The sequence below is a fragment of the Halomonas garicola genome, assembly GCF_055382465.1.
Genome location: NZ_AP043931.1, coordinates 2,203,190 through 2,220,816 on the forward strand (window position 1 = coordinate 2,203,190; position 17,627 = coordinate 2,220,816).

The following is a 17,627-nucleotide window of genomic DNA, read 5'->3' on the forward strand; positions in this document are numbered from 1 at the left end:
ACGCCACCCCGTCAGGTCTGCGGCAGCGAACCGGTATTTAGCGAACTGATGCTTCAGGAGTCGCGCGTCGGCCGCTCGCCGATGCGGGTCACGCTATCCGCGTTTTCTTCGGGGAGGGTGAAACTGACGCTGTCTGCGCTCAGCCAGCCGTTGACCTCTTCCAGCGCATCGACGTCCAGCACGCCGGCCTGCTGGCGAAGCGTGAGCAGGTTGATCACGTAGTCGTAGCGGGCGCTGGCGTAGTCGGCCATGGCGGTGTAGAGGTTCTGTTCGGCGTCGAGCACGTCGACGATGTTGCGCGTGCCTACCTCATAGCCGGCCCGGGTGGCGTCCAGCGCGCTCTGGTTGGAGACGATCGCCTGGCGGCGAGCATCCACCGTGGAGACGTTGTTGCTTACCTGGGTGTAGCGCGAGCGCACCTGCTGCACGGCTTCGCGGCGCTGGTCTTCAAAATCGTACTGGCTGGACTCCAGCAGGAAGGTGTTCTGGCGAATCGTCGAGGTGGTGGCACCGCCGGTATAGAGCGGCAGGCTGAACTGCACGCCGACCTGGCCTTCGGAGTTATAGCCGTCCACGCCGTCGGCGTCGTTGTCGTCGTAGTTGTAGCTGGCAAAGGCGCTGACCGTAGGCAGGCGGTTGGCCCGGGCAATATCGACGTTGCTTTGGCTGACCTCGACGCCGGCCTGGCTAGCCAGCACCTGGGGGTTATTTTCCACCGCCAGATCGACCCAGTGCTGACGGTCATCCGGGGTCGGCACCTGAATGGGCATGTCGTCGCCCAGCGCTTCCACGTCTGAGTAGCGCTTGCCGGTCAGGCGCTCGAGTGCCTCAAAGCTGACCTGAAGATCGCTTTGCCCGGCGATGCGCTCGGCCCGGGACTGGTCGAAGCGCGCCTGGGCTTCTTCCACCTCGGTGATTGCGATCAGGCCGACGTCGAACTGCTCCTTGGCCTGCTCGAGCTGACGGCCGATGGCGCGCTCCTGGGCGCGACGGGCCTCGAGGATCTCGTGGGCGCGGAGGATCTCGAAGTAGGCCGATGCCACGTTGATCAGCACCTCCTGCTCGGTAGCGGCCAGCTGGTAAAGCTGCTGATCAATCTGGCGCTCGGCTTTTGTCACCTCGCGGCTGTTGAGGGCATCGAACAGCGCCTGGGTGGCTTCAAGGGTGAGGCTTGTGCTGTTGACGCTGTCGTCCTGAGCGCCCGCCCCCGGCATGCCTGCGGCTCCCTGGCGGCTTTGGCGCTCGAACTGCTCGCTGTGGGCGACGTTGCCCTGGGCGTTTATCTGCGGCAGCAAATTGCCCTGCTCGGCGTCTCGGGCGGCCCTGGTGCTTTCCGTCACCGCTTCGGCGGAACCCAGCGCGGCGTTGTTGTCCAGCGCGTCCCGGGTGATGGTCAAAAGATCCGCCGACAGGGCCGGCGTCGCCCAGGCCGCCGCGATGAGCGAAGGCAGCAGCGCGCGACGCGCCGTGGTCAGGGCAGAAGTGAGGGGCTGTCGCAGCATGGCGTCTTCCTCGTTACATGATGGTCGGTTTCGGGTTGGCCGGGCGGGCCAAAATTTACATACATTATCGCATGTCAGTCGCGTAATCACACCGCTTTTACGCCCATTCAGCGTTTGCGCGCAGGCTAGGCATGCTCCAGCCGAGAAAGCGCCCGGCGAACGCCGCCCAGATAGCCGGTGCCGAACAGCAGCAGATGGTTGAGCAGCGGATAAAGCTGAAACAGCGCTTCCCGCCGCGGCCAGTCCGCCGGCGCGGCGCCGTCCCAGTAGGCATCCCAAAACGCCCCGCCCGGGGCACCGAACAGCGTCAGCATGGCCAGATCCACCTCCGGATAGTGGGCGTATACCGCCGGATCGATCAACGCCGGGCCGCGCGGAGTATAGAGCACGTTGCCGGCCCACAGGTCGCCGTGAACCAGCCGGGGCGCGGCCGGCGCCAGCCAGTCTTCCAGAGTGTCAGCCTGACGGCGGATGCGCCGCTGGGTCTCGGCGTCCAGCAGGTCGTGCCGGGCGCAGGCCTCGACCAGCGGCAGCAGCCGCCTTTCCCGCTGAAAGGCGCGGCCGTCGGCCATGGGCGCATTGGGCTGGGGCGTTTGCCCGCAGGCGTTGTCGCGGTGCCAGCCGTGCTCCTTGAGAGACGTCTGATGAAGCCGGCGAAGCCCCTCTCCCAACGCGGCCTCATCGCCCCCGGCGGCGGCTTTTAGCGCCTCGGTCAGCAGCCAGCCGTGGCCGCAGCCCATGACGTCGGGCACGACCAGCCCGCTGTTGGCCCGGGCAAGCGCGATGAGCCCTTCGGCCTCGCCCTCCAGCTGCTCGGGCGCGTCGCTCTTGGCGATAAGCTCGCCCTCGGCGGTTGCCAGCCGGTACACGGCGTTGTTCCCCCCTGCGCTGATCAGGCGGGGCGTATCGGTGGCTTTCACTCCCTGCTCTTCCAGCAGGGCGCGCAGTCCGGCCTCCATGGGCAGTCTCCTTTGTGTCAGGCCCGGCGGGCGTCGCTTTTTACCCCGCATCTTTGGCAAGATAGCTGCTATCCCCCAACCATGCCGGGAGGCAATATGTACAAGCTGGCTTTTTACGTGCCGCTCGACGCGGCAGAGAGCGTCAAGGAAGCGGTATTCGAGACCGGCGCCGGGCGCCAGGGCAACTATGAAGCGTGCTGCTTTCAAACCCGGGGGACCGGGCAGTTCCGCCCGCTGGCCGGCGCCGAGCCGCACATCGGCGAGGTCGACTCGCTGACCCGGGTCGACGAGCTTAAGGTAGAGCTTGCCTGCGACGACGACATCATTCACGCCGCCGTTGCCGCCCTCAGGCTCGCTCATCCCTACGAAGAGCCGGCCTTTGATGTCTGGCAGCTGGCCGAGATATGAGCGCCGCGAGAGATAGCCGCCCATGCTAGACACCCTGCGCCAGCGCCTGCAAGCGTACCGCCCGCCAACGCTTGACCACCTGGGCCTGCCCCAGGCCGCCGTGCTGCTGCCCGTTGTCGACCGCGCCGCGCCCACGCTGCTGTTTACCCGGCGGGCCCTGCACCTGACCACGCACCGCGGGCAGGTCGCGTTTCCCGGCGGCAAGCGCGACCCCGGCGACCGCGATCTCTACGCCACGGCGCTGCGCGAGTCCGAAGAGGAAATCGCGCTGGCGCCGAGCCAGGTCACCTCGCTTGGGCGGCTGTCGGATCTGGTGTCGCTGCACGGTCTCCAGGTCACCCCCTGGGTCGGCGTGATTCCCCCGGACCTGCCGCTAAAAGCCGAGCCGGGCGAGCTCGACGCCATTTTTGAAGTGCCGCTGGACTACTTTCTCGACGACCGGCGCACCCATACCGACGTCATCACCGCCGAGGGGCGCCGCTACTACGTGCCCAGCTACCGGGTCGGCGGCTACGTGATCTGGGGCCTGTCGGCGATGATGCTGGTGGAGCTGCTCGTCCGGGGCTACGACATGGATATCGACATGACCCGGCGCCCTCCGGGCGAGCTGCGCACCTATCCGCCCCGCCGGCGCCGGGCAGGCCCCCTGCCGAGCACAAAAAAGCCCTGACGGCCGTCAGGGCTTTATGCTTTTCTCTTCCCGCCGACGGGCGGCAAGTCATCCCGGCGCCTAGGCGTTTTTCAGCGTGGCGCTCATGGTGATCTTGGCGTTGAGCAGCTTGGAAATCGGGCAGCCTTCCTTCGCACCTTCGGCCGCCTTCTGGAACGCCGCGTCGTCGGCGCCCGGCACGGTTGCCGTCACGTCCAGGTGGACCGTCGGGATTTCAAAGCCGCCGTCGCCTTCCTGAATGGTGACCTTCGCCTGGGTATCAACGGCGTCCGGCGTGTAGCCGGCTTCGCCCAGCACCATCGACAGCGCCATGGAAAAGCAGCTGGCGTGCGCCGCCGCGACCAGCTCTTCGGGGTTGGTGCCTTTTTCATCCTCAAACCGCTGGCCGAAGTTGTACGGGCGCGCGTCGAGGACACCGCTCTCGCTTGAGACCGTACCCTTGCCGTCTTTCAGTCCGCCTTCCCAGTGTGCGCTTGCATGACGATCCATAGCGATACTCCTTAGCGTAACGTTATTTTAGCTTAGCTTTATTCGTAGCCAGATTGGCGGCCGCTTCCTGCCGCTGTGCGCAACGACAGGTCACGGCGTGGGAGTCCCATCGTGCAGCGAAGCCGGGGCTTTATCAAGACGGCAGACGCCTGTCACCCTCCGGCGGAGGCTCGCAGAGCCGCTCGCCCACGCGCAGCCATTCGCCGTCGCCTCGGGTAAGGGTAGCGTTCTGGCCGAAGTGTGCGCCCTTCAAGTGCGGCTGGGAATCGAGTTCGAGCAGCGTTTTCAGCGGCTCGCCCGGCGCGGGGATCTCTGCGGTGGTCTGGTCAACGGTGGTGACCTTGCAGCGCTGGCTGGGTTTGCGCAGCGTCCAGCCAAGCCTGCCGTCCCGGGTTTCCAAGTGCTGCCAGCCGTCTTCCGCCCAGGCATCCTCGGTCCGCACGACGATATTGGGACGAAAGCGGCTCATCGGCACCGGCAAGCGCCCGCGAGCCTCAAGCGCGTCGTTGAGCCGGTTGAGGGAGCCGGTGGCCGTGACCAAAAACGGGTAGCCGTCGGCGAAATGCGTATGCGCCGTTTCGCCGCCCAGAAAGTCCGGCTCGACCGCGCGGGGAAACTCCGGCGCAAAGCGCACTAAAGAAAGCCCCTGCCCCGCCTCGCCAAGCGCGGCCTGTAGCCAGCGCGACACCGCTTCGCTTTCCGGGTACGCCTTGCACTGATCCTGCCAGACGCTGACCACGCGCAGCTTGCGCCCCGGCGGCATCTCAAGCGGCACCGACAGCGGCTCGCAGCGAGGGTGCGAAAGCACCAGCGCCTCGTCCGTCAGCGCCACACCGACGGTCGCAAGCGCCGGCCGCTGGCGCTGGGTGACAAAGCGCTGCTGGGCGTCCACCAGCATCCAGCGCCGGTCCATGGCAAGCCCGCACGCGGTGACGCAGGCCTTACTCAAGGCCATGCCCTGCAGCGACTTCACCGGATAGCAATACAGCTGCTCAACGCGCATCGCCTCTCCTTTTTTGCGGCTTTGGCAGGCATATGTTATGCCTCTAATGCTGCCCGGCGCTACGCCGGTTTTTTGCCGAAACCGCAGTGCACGGGTTACGGCGCCAGCGTTTGAATCCTCGACCCCCGTTGCTATCACAGGAGATCACCATGAGCGATACGTCCTATACCCTGCCCCGTGTCTGGCAGTGGGAAGCCGGTAACGGCGGCAAGTTCGCCGGCACCAACCGCCCCACCGCCGGCGCCACCCACGACCGCAAGCTGTCCGTGGGCAAGCATCGCTTTCAGCTTTATTCCCTGGCCACGCCCAACGGCGTCAAGGCCACCATCATGTTCGAGGAGCTTTTGGCTCTTGGCCACGACGCCGAATACGACGCCTGGCTCATTGATATCGGCGAGGGTGACCAGTTCGGCAGCGGCTTTGTTGAGGCCAACCCCAACTCCAAGATCCCCGCGCTGGTTGACCACGGCCAGGACAGCCCCCAGCGGGTGTTTGAGTCCGGCGCCATCCTTTTATACCTCGCCGAGCAGTTTGACGCGCTGCTGCCCAAGGCTCCGGCGGCGCGCACCGAAACGCTGAGCTGGCTGTTCTGGCAGATGGGCAGCGCGCCCTTCGTCGGCGGCGGCTTCGGGCACTTCTTCGCCTACGCGCCGGAAGCGCTGAAGTACCCCATCGACCGCTATACCATGGAGACCAAGCGCCTGCTCGACGTGCTCAACCAGCGCCTGGCGGAAACCCGCTACCTCAACGGCGACGCCTACAGCATCGCCGACATCGCCAACTGGGCGTGGTTCGGCCAGCTGGCGCTGGGCCGGGTGTACGACGCCACCGAGTTCCTCCAGACCCACGAATACCAGCACGTCATGCGCTGGGCCCGGGACATCGCCGAACGCCCCGAGGTCAAGCGCGGCTGCATGGTCAACCGCTCCTTCGGCGAATCCCACGAGCAGCTTTTAGAGCGCCACGACGCCAGCGACTTCGAGCACCGGACCCAGGACAAGATCGGCTAGCCGCTCGGTCTAGAAGCGCTTGCCCAGCGTCAGCGCGGCGAACTTGTCGGGGTCATCCTGGCCGCGAAACTCCCGGCTGCGCTGCACGGCGGCGAAGCACATCTGCCAATCGTTCCACCCTAGGGCCAGGCCGGCCGAGACGTCGCCCACCCATTCGCGCCGGCTGACCGAGTGGCTGCTGGAGAAGGTGTTGCCGTCGAGCAGCAGGTTGTGCGCCACGTAGTAGCCCTCCGTGCCGGCAAACAGGTACCAGCGCCATCCGTCCTCGGCGCTGAAGCCCGCGCTGCTGGCCGGGTGCGGCGACAGATTGGGCACGCTTCTGGCCTCATCGCCAAAGCGCACGCTGTAGCCGACGCTGGCATAGGTGTTCAAGTTGCCAAGCGCAACGCCGGCAGCGGGCCCGTAGGCCAGCTGCTTGCCGGCAAGCGGTATTTCCTGCCACCACTGGCGCTGCACCGCCAGGTTGACGATGGCTTCGTCGCCCAGCTGATGCGACCACCCCTCGGGGCGGTTGTTGCCAAGCCGGCGGTGCACCTCCTGCTGGATGCTGTCGGCAAGCGACGACGGCCCGACCATGCCCACGTCCAAATGCAGATCCGTCGCCACGCGCCCCCGGGCCGTTGCCTCGGTGCCGAACAGCGAGACGCCGCCGTACACCAGCCCGGCGTAGGGGCGGTCATCCTCGATCAGCGTCGAGGTCTTGATATTGTCCGGCGTATAGATCTGGTGCACCAGCCGGTATTCGGCCCGCTCGGCGCGCCGAATTAGCCCGTCGGGCAGCGCCCGAGACAGGCGCTGGGTCCAGTGGCCGGCGTCGGGAGCAAAGCTGTATCCAAACGCCACGCCGCTGGTGTAGTGGCCGTCGTCGTCGCTGATCATGCCGTCGTTGGCAACCTTGAGGCTGAAGGCTCTGTTATCGCTTGCCACCGCCGGTGAAGCGACGGCGGCAAGGCTGGCCGCCATGACCAGAAAAAGCGCTCGGCGGTTCGACATCATGCCTTGCTCCTTGAAGAGAAATGAAAGCGCATCAGTAAAGCATGATTTGCCGTAAAATTCCCTAGCCGAGATAAAAGCCGGCTCAAAACCGGGCCGGGCGTTTTTCCACAAAAGCCGCCATGCCTTCGGCCTGCTCGTCACCGGCAAAGCACAGCGCGAAAAGGCTCGTCTCCAGCGCCAGCGCGCTGTCCAGCGGCTGCTCCATGCCGTCGTGTACCGCACGCTTGGCGGTGCCCACGGCTCTGGGCGCGTTGGCGCTTAAGTTTCCGGCGAGCGTCTCGGCATAGGTGTCAAGCGCCGCCTGGGGCATCACCTGGTTAACGAGCCCCATGCGCAGCGCCTCATCGGCGTCGACCTTGCGCCCGGTGGTGATCAGATCCAGCGCCATGGCCGGCCCCACCCGGCGCGGCAGGCGCTGGGTGCCGCCAAAGCCGGGGATAATGCCCAGCTGGACTTCCGGCTGGCCGAACACGGCGTTGTCGCTTGCCACCGCCCAGTCGCAGGCCAGCGCCAGCTCGCAGCCGCCGCCCAGACAAAAGCCGTTGACCAGCGCCACCACCGGTACCGGCAGGCGCTCAAGGCGCTTGAGGACCGCCTGCGCCCGGCTGGCAAAGGCGTGAGCCTGAGGGGCAGTCTGCTCGCGCATGCGGGTAATGTCGGCGCCGGCCACAAAGGCCTTCTCGCCGGCGCCGGTGATCAGCACGCCGCGCAGCTCAGCGTCGCTCTCCAGGGCGTCAAGGGCAGCACTCAGGGCCTCGATCACCTCCTCGTTCAAGGCGTTCAGGGCCTTGGGCCGATTGACGGTCAGCCGCACCACGCCCTCATGCCGGTGCCACTCAACGACGCTATCCGCCGCGCCTTTGTGATCGGTCGTCTCTGTCTTTGCGTTCATGTTTTCAGCATCTCCATCATCAATCCGTTGCCAAAAGGTTATCAAAAGTGTTGCCTGTCGTTATTTCCCGCCACGCCCGGCGAGGCGAGGCTTTTGCGTCGAAATGCCCCATCAGCGTATTCTTGACCCTATCCCTATTTTTATCCCTTTCGCTTTACGACTTTTGACGCAAGGAAAGTGCCATGCTTTCAGGACTGGATCATCTGGTCATCACGGTAACCGACATTACCCGCGCTGTGGATTTCTATTCCCGGGTGCTGGGGCTGGATGTGCGCTACCGCGACGCTCAGCGCGTGGACCTGATGCTTGGCGACACGGCCCTGCGCCTGCATCAGACCGATACCGACATCGCCCCCATTTCGGCCACGCCGACCCCGGGCAGCCTGGATTTGTGCCTACGCTGCCAGCTGCCGCTGGCCGAGTTCAAACAGCACCTGGACGCCCTGGGCATCGATATCGAGCTGGGGCCCGTCGACCGCCAGGGCGCCAACGGCCCCATTGAATCCGTTTACCTGCGCGATCCCGACGGCAACCTGCTGGAAATCGCCCGCCCGCTGCGCCAGCCGGAAAAAATTCCGCCGGAAGACGACGCCTACCGATGAACCCGGCGCCGCGCCGGGGTACCATGATTCCCGGGCGGCTGTCCGAACGGCGCCGGCGAAACAACAGAGGTAATGCATATGAACGAGGGTGCCACCCAGCAGGCTCCCGGAAAAGGCGAAGTGGTAAGCGAGACGCCCCGCTCGCCGGATACCACCATGGTCACCGTGGTTTACGCGCTCTACCTGGCGAGCTTCGTCGTCGGCTTCACGTCCGTCATCGGCGTGGTCATCGCCTATAGTTACGGCGGCAGCGGCCCGACCTGGCTCGACGAGCACTACCGCTACCAGATCCGCACCTTCTGGATCGGCCTGCTCTACGCAAGCGTCGCGACGCTTTTGACGCTGATCGTTATCGGCTTTCCGCTGCTGCTGGCGCTGGCGGTGTGGTTTATCGTGCGCTGCGTCAAAGGCTTCAAGGGCGTGCAGGAAAAGCGCGCGCCGCACCACGTCGATAGCTGGCTGCTGTAAGCGTATGACGGCTATGCCCCCTGCTCGCAGCCGCCGGGCCGGCGCCGTTGTCTGGCTGTGGCGTCGGCTTTCCGGCTGGCCACACGCCCGGCTGTGGCGCCTGGCGCGCCTGGCCGGTGCGCTGGTTTACCGGCTGAGCCAGCGCGAGCGCGAAGTGACCCGGCGCAACCTGGCGGCGGTCTACCCTGAGCTTGATGCCAAAAGCCGCCGCGCGCTGACCCGGCGCAGCCTGCATCATTCCACTGCCACCATGCTCGAGCTTGGCCACGCCTGGATGGCGCCCCCCGAGCGCGTAGCCGCCGGCATTGTCGCCGTGCACGGCCGCGACAAGCTCGACGGCGCCCGGCAGGACGGGCGCGGCGTGATCGTGCTCGCCCCGCACTTTGGCAACTGGGAAGTGCTCAACTTCTGGCTGTCCAGCCACTTTCCGTTCACCGCCATGTACGAGCCGCCCAAAATGGCCGCGCTCGACCCGGTGATTCGCCACGGCCGCGAGCGCCAGGGCGCCGCCCTGGTGCCCACCAACGCCCGGGGCGTGGCGGCGCTGCTCAAGGCGCTCAAGCGTCACGAAGCCATCGGCATCCTGCCCGACCAGGAGCCCGGCTGGGGCAGCGGCGTCTTTGCCCCGTTTTTCCACCGCGACGCCTATACCGCCACGCTGCTGTCCAAGCTGGTGGCTCGCACCCGAGCCCGGGTGGTGACCGGGGTCGCCCTGCGCGTGCCCGGCAAGGGCTTTGAGATCCACTTTCTCGACGCCGACGAGCAGGTCTACAGCGCCGACGAGGTGGCCTCGGCCACCGGCGTCAACGCCAGCGTCGAAGCCGCCATTGCCCTGGATCCGGCCCAGTACCAGTGGGAATACAAGCGCTACCGCAAGGTCGTGCAAGAACAGCAGGGACGGCCCGACTACCGCGACTTTCGGCTTTACTGACCCTGGCTCCATCCGCCCGCCACGAGATCGCACCATGACCCAACGCCACCCCTCCCGCGAGGAGGCGCGCACGCCGCAAATTGTCTACGCCCTGTTTCTGGGCGGCATCGTCACCGCCAATCTCACGCTGCTGATCGGCGTGATCGTGGCCTACGTTTATCGCAAGGACGCCGCGCCCTGGCTGCGGCCCCATTACCGCTACCTGATCCGCACCTTCTGGATCGGCGCGCTGTATTTCTGCGTCGTCTTCGCCTTGAGCGTTTTCGCCCTGGGTGCCATCCTGTGGCCGCTTCTGGCGGTGTGGCTGGCCGTGCGCTGCGTCACCGGGTTTATCAAGGTGCGCCGCGGCCTCCCGCCAGCCCGGCCGGGCAGCTGGCTCTGGTAAGGTAGCGCTGCCCCGCCACCGCCTTGCCGGCCCGCTGTCCGATACCGCTTTCATCAACCAGTGAGATCCCCCATGCCAGCCTCGATCAATTTGCTACAAGCCGCGCGCCAGGCGCTTCCGCTGCTGGATGTGACCCGCCTTGACACGGCGGACAGCGACGCCGACATCGAGTCGCTGTGCCAGCAGGCCAAAACGCCGTTTGGCCACCCGGCCGCGGTGTGCGTCTACCCGCAGTTCGTGGTGGCCGCGCGGCGCGCCCTGACCGCCCACACGCTGAGCGGCGAGGTCAAGATTGCCGCGGTCGCCAACTTCCCCGAGGGCAGCGGCGACATCATGGCCGCCGCCCGGGAAACCCGGGAAGCCGTGGCCTCGGGCGCCGATGAGGTCGACGTGGTGCTGCCCTGGCGCGCCCTGCTCGACGGCGACGAAGACACCTGCCTTGAGTTTGTGGAGATGTGCCAGGCGGCCTGCGGCGGCCAGGCGCTGCTGAAAATCATCCTCGAAACCGGCGAGCTTAAGGATCCCGCCAAGATTCTGCGGGCAAGCGAAATCGCCATCGAAGGCGGCGCCGACTTCCTCAAGACCTCCACCGGCAAGGTCGCCGCCGGCGCCACGCCCGAGGCCGCGTCCGTCATGCTCAACGCTATCAGGGAAAGCGGCGGCAAGGTCGGCTTCAAGGCCGCCGGCGGTATTGATACCGCCGACGACGCCGCCACCTACCTGTCGCTGGTGGCAGACATCATGGGGCCTGCCTGGATCACGCCGAAGAACGTGCGCTTTGGCTCTACTGCCCTGCTGCCCCACCTGGTCGCTACCCTTGCCGGCTCTCCCGATACGGCCTGATGGCGCCTGCACCGGCGCTACTTTCCCCGGGGCGCGATTCCTCGTATTCTTGATTCCCGCCCGGCGCCTTGCCGGGCAGCCTTAGCCCACCCGCACAACCCACGTGGCCGCCGGGCGCCGGCGCGTCACTCATCAGGAGATCACCATGGCCGGCCTGCTGCCCAATATCGATCCGGAAGGACTGCTGGAATACTCCGTGGTCTACACCGACCGCGCGCTGAATCACATGTCCCAGCGCTTCCAGGACGTCATGCGCGATATTTCCGCCACGCTGAAAGACGTCTACCGCGCCGACGCCACGGCGATCATCCCCGGCAGCGGCACCTTCGGCATGGAGGCCGTGGCCCGCCAGTTCGCCACCGACCAGAAAGTGATGGTGATCCGCAACGGCTGGTTCAGCTACCGCTGGACACAAATTATCGAGCAGGGCCGGCTGACCGATCAGCAAATCGTGCTCAAGGCCCGCCGCCAAAATCCGGGCGACGAACGTTCGCCGTTCATCCCCGTCCCCGCTGAAGAAGCCGCCGAGCGCATTCGCGCGGAAAAGCCCGCCGTGGTGTTTGCCCCCCAGGTGGAAACCGCCGCCGGCATGCAGCTGCCCGACGACTATCTGCGCACTCTGGCACACGCCACCCGCGAGGTTGGGGGGCTTTTTGTGCTCGACGCCATCGCCGCCGGCACGCTGTGGGTCGACATGCAGGAGCTCGGCATCGACGTCGTGGTAACCGCGCCGCAGAAAGGCTGGAGCGGCTCGCCCTGCTGCGCCATGGTGATGCTCTCCGAGCGCGCGGAAAAGCGCCTCGCGCAAACCCAAAGCAGCAGCTTTGCCTGCGATCTTGCCCGCTGGCACGGCATCATGCAGGCCTACGAAAAGGGCGGCCATGCCTACCACGCCACCCTGCCCACGGACGCGCTTTACACCCTGCGCGACATCATGTTTGAGACCCGCGACTACGGCTTTGCCCAGGTCAAGCAGGAGCAGCAGGTGGTCGGCGAAGCCGTGCGCGCCATGCTCAAGCGCCACGGCTTTATCAGCGTCGCCGCCCAGGGCTTCGAGGCGCCGGGCGTGGTGGTGTGCTATACCGACGATCCCGGGCTACCGGCCAAACTCGCCGAACAGGGCGTGCAGGTCGCCGGCGGCGTAGCGCTCCAGTGCGACGAGGGCGACAACTTCCAGACCTTCCGCATCGGCCTTTTCGGCCTCGACAAGCTGCACCATCCCGAGCGCAGCGTGGACAACCTCGAGCGCGCCCTCGACGCGCTGAAGGAGTAGCCCAGCCTGCGGGCAACGCCTCCCCTCAGGCCTCGTTGCTGTCGGCCACCTTGTCCACGGCAACGATACCCGAGCGGCTGATGACCACCTTCCAGCGGGCGAGGTGCGCCCCGGCGTGGTTTTCGGTCTCGCGCACCACCAGGTTGAACAGATGGCGGCGTTCAACGCTTTCGCGCACCGCCTGGCCGTCTTTCAGCCGATAAACGTGGTGGGTGCTGCGGCTCATCAGCCGGGTCAGCTGGGACACGTCCAGGCTCAGAGTTTCCCGGGTGTGCCGGTAGCCGCTGAGAAACCGCGTGGGCGACATCCGCGAGCTCGAACGATAGTGCAGCACCACCTCTTCCCGCTGGGCCATCTTGCGCCGGCGCATCTCGCGTATTGAGGGGTCGAGCGACGCGTAGCGCTTGTAGTCAAACCACTCCAGCTGGCGGCCGACCAGCACGTTGCGCGTCGCATCGCGATATTCCCGGCGCCACTTGGGCCGCCCCTTGCGCAGCCAGTGCCACAGGGTGTTGCGCAAGTCGTCCTTGAACACCTCGCGAATGGCGTACAGCACCGCCATGGCCAGGATAAAAAGCGCCGTGATGTCCCCCAGCTGGTCGCGCACGCGCAGTACGGCGAAGGACACAAAGGCCATGACCACTGCCGTGGCCAGCGCCTTGACCGCTTTCTGCTCGCCGCCGCCGAGCTCCCGGTTGCGCTGCTTGAGGGTAATCGGGTATTCGATCAGCCGGCGCAGCAGGCGCATCTTGTTCGACATCCGCGTGGGGTCGTTCATCACCCGCTCGGCGTTATACTGCTGCTCCCGGCGATAGCCGCTTTCCGCTTCGCACACCGCGATCAGCTCGCGCTTGAGCGGGGTCAGCTCGCTCGAACGCGGCATATACGCCACCACCGCCAGCAGCTGCTGCTCGGTAAACCACGACAGATAGTTGTCGATGTTGGCAAAGTATTTGTAGAGCCGGTCGTCCCTTGGGCGGTTGCGCCGCATCCGCTTGAGGATACCGTCGCTCAGCGACACCATTTCGCGCACCGACTGATCAAAGGCGGCGTCCTTTTCGCGGTTCAGCGCCTCGTCCGTATTCGGCGGGCGCTGGCGAAGCTCCCGGGCGCTGTCCAGCAGAGAGCGCGTGGTGCGCTCCAGAGCCTCCACGTACTGGTAGGCGTAAAGGCTCAGGCTCAGACGATAGGATTCGCTGCCCAGCTGGTTGCGGCTGGCCAGCCGGCTGTGCACCAGCGGCAGGCGATAGGCCTCGCTGTGGTAGGTCCGCGACACCTGAATGGCGCTATGATAAAAGGCGTCTTCGGCAATCAGCTCGGTGCTTAGCCCAAGCTCACCGGGCACAAATAAATAGACGTCCAGCGTGTGCGACGTTTCTTCTTCCAGCCGCCGGGAAAGGCGCAGCTGAAAACTGTTTTTTCGCTCTACGTGGACCACCTGGGCATCGCTCCTTGCCGTTTCGCTGTCTGTTTGGCTGAGTGTTGCGGCCCCGGCTAGTCGCCGTCACCGTCGCCTTCATCGCCGCTTCCCGCGCGGGTTTCGCCGCTGGGCTCGCCCTGCCCCTGGGGCTTGGGTTGGGTCCGGTGTAGCGCCTGCTCCCGGGCTTCTTCCCGGCGCGTGGGCGTAGGCGCGGGCTTGGGCGGCGTGGGCCGGTGGGTTTCCTTGGGCTCCTCGTCGTTGACGCCGGCGGGCTCTTCGCCTCGGGCGGTGCCATCGTCCAGGGTCGTCACGCCGTCGTCGCCTTCGCCGTCTTCCCAGCGGCGCTCGGAGCTTGCCTCCATGCTCAGGCTCAGGCGCGGCACGCCAAGATCCACTTCCTGGGCTTCCATGCGCTGCTTGAGCAAAAGGTTGAACGCCCGGGCCACGTCCCACTGCATTTCCGGCGCGGTACGAAAGCGCATCCGCAGAATCGGGCAGCCTTCTTCAAAGGCGTGAATGCCCTGCATTTCCAGCGGCGCCCAGATGTAGTGGCGCATCATGGGGTTGTTGCGCAGCTCCTGGGCGGTTTCCTGCATCAGCGTGATGGCGTCGTCGATGCGCATGGAGAACGGAATGCGGATCTTCATCAGCGCAATGCCGAACTGGCGCGACATGTTGTGGATCGAGTCAAAGCGGCTGAAGGTGATGATATGAACGATGCCGTCCAGGTCGCGCAGGCGCACGGTGCGCAGCGTGAGCCCCTCGACGGTGCCCATGTGGCCGTTGATCTCGACGAAGTCGCCCACCGCCAGCGAGTCCTCGATGAGAATAAAGATCCCGGTGATCAAATCCTGCACCAGGGTCTGGGCGCCAAAGCCGATGGCCAGACCGATCACCCCGGCACCGGCCAAGAGCGGCGTGACGTTGACCCCGAGGTTGGCAAGCCCGGCGATGCCGGCAATGATCAGGATGGTGACGAAAATCACGTTGCGGATCATCGGCGTGATGGTCTGAGCCCGGGCCTGGTTGACCCGCCGCCCCTGGGTCTTGGCTGACGACACCAGCGCCCGCTGGATCGCGGTATCGGCAAAGATCCACACCAGCCAGGCAAGCAGCATCGTCGCCCCCAGGCTGAGCAGCGCCTTGCCGATGCGCGCCCCGGCCACCCCTTCCTGGCCGAGGCCGAACAGCGAGCCGCCCCATACCTGCATGAAGAGCTCGGCAAACACCATCCAGGAGCAGATGTGCGCCAGCACAAAGCCGACCCGGGCCAGGCGGCGGCGATACTCGCGGTAGCGCGGCGGCCGCCGGCGCCTCTTGCGCCGCTCGCCGTGGCGGCGCAGAAGCCCGGTCACGACCAGCGTCAGCACCAGCAGGCTCGCCGAAATGATCGAGCGCGCCAGCGCCGAGCCCACGTCGCCCACGCTGATGAAAATCGCCAGCAGCGAGCCGCCCACCAGCAGCAGCGCGGGGACGTGCCACATGCCGCCCAGCGCCCGACTGAGCTCGACGGCCGTGCCCGCATCCCGGCGCTGCTGATACGGCCGGTTGCAGATCAGGTGGCGGATGGGGCGCTTGAACTTGATGATAAAGCGAGCCGCGACCAGCGCTGCCAGCATATTGGCCAGCACCGACACCAGACCGGAGAAGTCTTCGCCGAGCATTTCCACCAGGCGGCTGGAAATCAGCGCGTCACCCAGCGCAATCAGCGCCCCGATCATGAACAGGGTGCGCAGGGCGCGCTGCTGCAGCAGGCGCACGGCGGTAAAGCGGTGGCCGCTGCTGAAAAAGGCGATCACGGTTTCAAACACCACCGACAGCGCCCGACCGCACACGCAGACGTAGGCCACCACCAGCACCGCCGCGCGCCCGGGGCTTGAGGGCATGATCTGCCCCAGGCCGAACACCACGGCAAAGGCCAGCACCCAGGGCAGCATGCGGCGGAAGAAGTGAATCGCCATAAGCCGGCCGCGCGGGTCCCGGGGCAGGTCATGGGGCCAGCCCCGGCGGGTCGCAAGCAGGCGCCCGAGGGCGATCATGATCACCAACAGTCCTACCCAAACGATGCCCAGCACCGCGCCGTCGGCCACGGCGCGGATCATGCCGGCGCGCCCGGGGCGGTTGACCAGCTCGCGCAGCTCAGCGCCTCCTTCGCGCAGCTGCTCGGCCCACTGCTCGGCCGGCGTTCCGCCCTCCTGGGCCTGCTCGTTGATGTCGGTCAGGGTATCGGCAAGCGCCCCCAGCAGCCCCTGGCGGCCGCCGCTTTTTTCCACGGAGGCGTCGGCCGCCGCCTTGAGGTCGCGCAGCGACTTGAGCAGCTGCTCGCGCTGCTGGCCGTCTTCCAGCGTGGCGATAATGTCATCGAGCGACTGCTGCAGCGACGCGCTGTCGGTCGTTTCCTGACCGGCTTCCTGCTTGAGTCCGGGCAGCGACACCCCCTGGGCATGCGCCGGCGTGACAAGCGTCAGCATCGCGATGAAAAACGCCAATATCAGGGCGCTGAGCGTAATAGTGTGCTGTCGCACTTGCCTCTCCTGAACGTGATCCTGAACGTGATCGTGAAAACGGCTGATAGCCGGGCGCGTCGCCGGCTCAGGGCCGGCGGGCGGCCGGATTTGGCCTGCCTTTGTTCCGATGTGTCGCGCAAGCCGATATGCGCCCCGCCCGATATGATAATCTGAGCGCACTTTTGGTTCACCTCACAGGACGGCCGATGACGCTGCAAGCTCCCCCCGCCCCCCGCAACGCCCAGGGCCGCATTCGCCGCGTCGGCGTGGAAATCGAGTTTGCCGGCCTGCCGCCAAGGGATACCGCGCTGGTCGTGCGCGAGCTGTTCGGCGGTGAGCTTAACGCGGTCAGCCCCCACCGGCTACAGGTAGAAAACACCCGCTGGGGCGAGTTCGTCATCGAGCTGGATACCCAGTATGCCCACCCCGACCGACGAGTGCTCGACGACCGCATCGCGCTTGACGGCGAATGGGCGCACCACCAGCACCAGCTGCGCACGGAGTTCCACCAGAAGACTCGCGAGCTCATCGGCGACATGGTCACCGGGCTTGTGCCCACCGAGATCATCTGCCCGCCGATCCCCTGGAACGAGCTCGACCTCCTCGATCGCCTGTTTGACGCCCTGCGCGAACACGGCGCCAAGGGCACCGACGCCAGCCTGCTGTACGGCTTTGGCCTGCACCTCAACCCCGAAATTGCCTCGCCGGCCGATGACGATATCCGCGCCATGCTCCAGGCCTATCTGCTGCTGGCGCCCTGGCTGCGCGACGACATCAAGGTCGACATCACCCGCGAAGTGCTGCCCCACGCCAACCCCTTTCCCAAGGACTACGCGCTCAAAGTGCTCGCCGCCGACTATCGGCCTAAGCTGGCCGAGCTGATCGACGACTACCTCCACGACAACCCCACGCGCAACCGCGAGCTGGACATGCTGCCGCTGTTTGCCCACCTTTGCCCCGAGCATTCCCACGCGCTGCTGCACAGCCGGCTGACCAAGCCCCGGCCGACGTTTCACTATCGGCTGCCCAACGCCCAGCTGTCCCAGCCCGGCTGGGGGGCCGTTACCGAGTGGAACCGCTGGGTCGAGGTGGAAAAGCTCGCCGCCGACCGCCAGGCGCTGGCCGAGCGCAGCGCGGCCTATATTGCCGACCACAGCCGGCCGTTTTATCGCCGCTGGGCCGATAAGCTGCGCCGCTTGTTCCATTCGCGCTAGGCGCTTGCCCCGCCGCCCATTTACCCCTTTGCCACCATCAGGAACGCCCAAGCCG

The 17,627-nt window shown here is 66.2% G+C and carries 18 protein-coding genes; 10 read left to right on the forward strand and 8 right to left on the reverse strand.

Annotated features, from left to right (window positions below):
* Positions 1-53: 53 nt before the first annotated feature.
* Both ACZ46Y_RS10645 and ACZ46Y_RS10650 read right to left on the reverse strand, forming a co-directional pair.
* Positions 54-1,502, reverse strand: coding sequence for a TolC family outer membrane protein (locus ACZ46Y_RS10645; protein ID WP_311956324.1), 1,449 nt, complete (start codon positions 1,500-1,502; stop codon positions 54-56).
* A 125-nt stretch (positions 1,503-1,627) separates the two neighbouring features.
* Entirely contained in the window at positions 1,628-2,461 is an 834-nt protein-coding gene (locus tag ACZ46Y_RS10650) for a fructosamine kinase family protein (RefSeq protein WP_311956322.1), read from the reverse strand.
* A 96-nt stretch (positions 2,462-2,557) separates the two neighbouring features.
* On the opposite strand from ACZ46Y_RS10650, the gene ACZ46Y_RS10655 reads away from it, so the two are divergent.
* Together ACZ46Y_RS10655 and ACZ46Y_RS10660 are read left to right on the forward strand one after the other, a co-directional pair.
* Positions 2,558-2,869: a YqfO family protein gene (locus tag ACZ46Y_RS10655; RefSeq protein WP_311956320.1), complete on the forward strand. Its 312-nt coding sequence runs from the start codon at positions 2,558-2,560 to the stop codon at positions 2,867-2,869.
* Between the two features lie 22 nt (positions 2,870-2,891).
* Positions 2,892-3,539 carry a CoA pyrophosphatase gene (locus tag ACZ46Y_RS10660; protein WP_311956318.1) on the forward strand — a complete coding sequence of 216 codons (648 nt, stop codon included), beginning with the start codon at positions 2,892-2,894 and terminating at the stop codon, positions 3,537-3,539.
* A gap of 60 nt (positions 3,540-3,599) precedes the next feature.
* Here ACZ46Y_RS10660 and ACZ46Y_RS10665 read toward each other — a convergent pair whose 3' ends face one another.
* Together ACZ46Y_RS10665 and ACZ46Y_RS10670 are read right to left on the reverse strand one after the other, a co-directional pair.
* Entirely contained in the window at positions 3,600-4,028 is a 429-nt protein-coding gene (locus tag ACZ46Y_RS10665) for an OsmC family protein (RefSeq protein ID WP_311956316.1), read from the reverse strand.
* A gap of 133 nt (positions 4,029-4,161) precedes the next feature.
* Positions 4,162-5,031 (reverse strand): MOSC domain-containing protein, encoded by an 870-nt coding sequence (locus ACZ46Y_RS10670; protein WP_311956314.1) that lies wholly within the window; start codon positions 5,029-5,031, stop codon positions 4,162-4,164.
* A 149-nt stretch (positions 5,032-5,180) separates the two neighbouring features.
* Between ACZ46Y_RS10670 and yghU the strand changes: the two genes are divergently transcribed.
* A complete protein-coding gene (gene yghU / locus ACZ46Y_RS10675; protein WP_311956312.1) occupies positions 5,181-6,041 on the forward strand; it encodes a glutathione-dependent disulfide-bond oxidoreductase in 861 nt (286 codons plus the stop codon).
* Between the two features lie 9 nt (positions 6,042-6,050).
* Here yghU and ACZ46Y_RS10680 read toward each other — a convergent pair whose 3' ends face one another.
* Both ACZ46Y_RS10680 and ACZ46Y_RS10685 read right to left on the reverse strand, forming a co-directional pair.
* Entirely contained in the window at positions 6,051-7,037 is a 987-nt protein-coding gene (locus ACZ46Y_RS10680) for a lipid A deacylase LpxR family protein (protein WP_311956310.1), read from the reverse strand.
* An 82-nt stretch (positions 7,038-7,119) separates the two neighbouring features.
* Positions 7,120-7,929: an enoyl-CoA hydratase/isomerase family protein gene (locus ACZ46Y_RS10685; protein ID WP_311956308.1), complete on the reverse strand. Its 810-nt coding sequence runs from the start codon at positions 7,927-7,929 to the stop codon at positions 7,120-7,122.
* Between the two features lie 182 nt (positions 7,930-8,111).
* On the opposite strand from ACZ46Y_RS10685, the gene ACZ46Y_RS10690 reads away from it, so the two are divergent.
* The 6 genes from ACZ46Y_RS10690 (at position 8,112) to ACZ46Y_RS10715 (ending at position 12,431) form a co-directional block, all read left to right on the forward strand.
* A complete protein-coding gene (locus tag ACZ46Y_RS10690; protein ID WP_311956305.1) occupies positions 8,112-8,531 on the forward strand; it encodes a VOC family protein in 420 nt (139 codons plus the stop codon).
* Between the two features lie 78 nt (positions 8,532-8,609).
* Positions 8,610-8,999, forward strand: coding sequence for a DUF4870 family protein (locus ACZ46Y_RS10695; protein ID WP_311956300.1), 390 nt, complete (start codon positions 8,610-8,612; stop codon positions 8,997-8,999).
* Positions 9,000-9,003: 4 nt separating this feature from the next.
* Positions 9,004-9,930, forward strand: a complete 927-nt coding sequence (locus ACZ46Y_RS10700) for a lysophospholipid acyltransferase family protein (RefSeq protein ID WP_376717591.1) — start codon at positions 9,004-9,006, stop codon at positions 9,928-9,930.
* Positions 9,931-9,964: 34 nt separating this feature from the next.
* Positions 9,965-10,315, forward strand: a complete 351-nt coding sequence (locus ACZ46Y_RS10705) for a DUF4870 family protein (RefSeq protein WP_311956292.1) — start codon at positions 9,965-9,967, stop codon at positions 10,313-10,315.
* A 72-nt stretch (positions 10,316-10,387) separates the two neighbouring features.
* Complete coding sequence (gene deoC / locus ACZ46Y_RS10710) at positions 10,388-11,158, forward strand: deoxyribose-phosphate aldolase (protein ID WP_311956290.1); 771 nt, start codon at positions 10,388-10,390, stop codon at positions 11,156-11,158.
* Between the two features lie 145 nt (positions 11,159-11,303).
* Positions 11,304-12,431, forward strand: a complete 1,128-nt coding sequence (locus tag ACZ46Y_RS10715; protein ID WP_311956289.1) for an aminotransferase class V-fold PLP-dependent enzyme — start codon at positions 11,304-11,306, stop codon at positions 12,429-12,431.
* A gap of 25 nt (positions 12,432-12,456) precedes the next feature.
* Here ACZ46Y_RS10715 and ACZ46Y_RS10720 read toward each other — a convergent pair whose 3' ends face one another.
* Both ACZ46Y_RS10720 and ACZ46Y_RS10725 read right to left on the reverse strand, forming a co-directional pair.
* Positions 12,457-13,869, reverse strand: coding sequence for a hypothetical protein (locus ACZ46Y_RS10720; RefSeq protein ID WP_311956287.1), 1,413 nt, complete (start codon positions 13,867-13,869; stop codon positions 12,457-12,459).
* Between the two features lie 56 nt (positions 13,870-13,925).
* On the reverse strand, positions 13,926-16,376 hold the full coding sequence (locus ACZ46Y_RS10725; protein ID WP_311956286.1) for a mechanosensitive ion channel family protein: 2,451 nt from the start codon (positions 16,374-16,376) through the stop codon (positions 13,926-13,928).
* Positions 16,377-16,564: 188 nt separating this feature from the next.
* Here ACZ46Y_RS10725 and ACZ46Y_RS10730 point away from each other — a divergent pair, with 188 nt between their 5' ends.
* Entirely contained in the window at positions 16,565-17,572 is a 1,008-nt protein-coding gene (locus ACZ46Y_RS10730) for an amidoligase family protein (protein WP_311956283.1), read from the forward strand.
* Positions 17,573-17,627 lie beyond the last annotated feature (55 nt).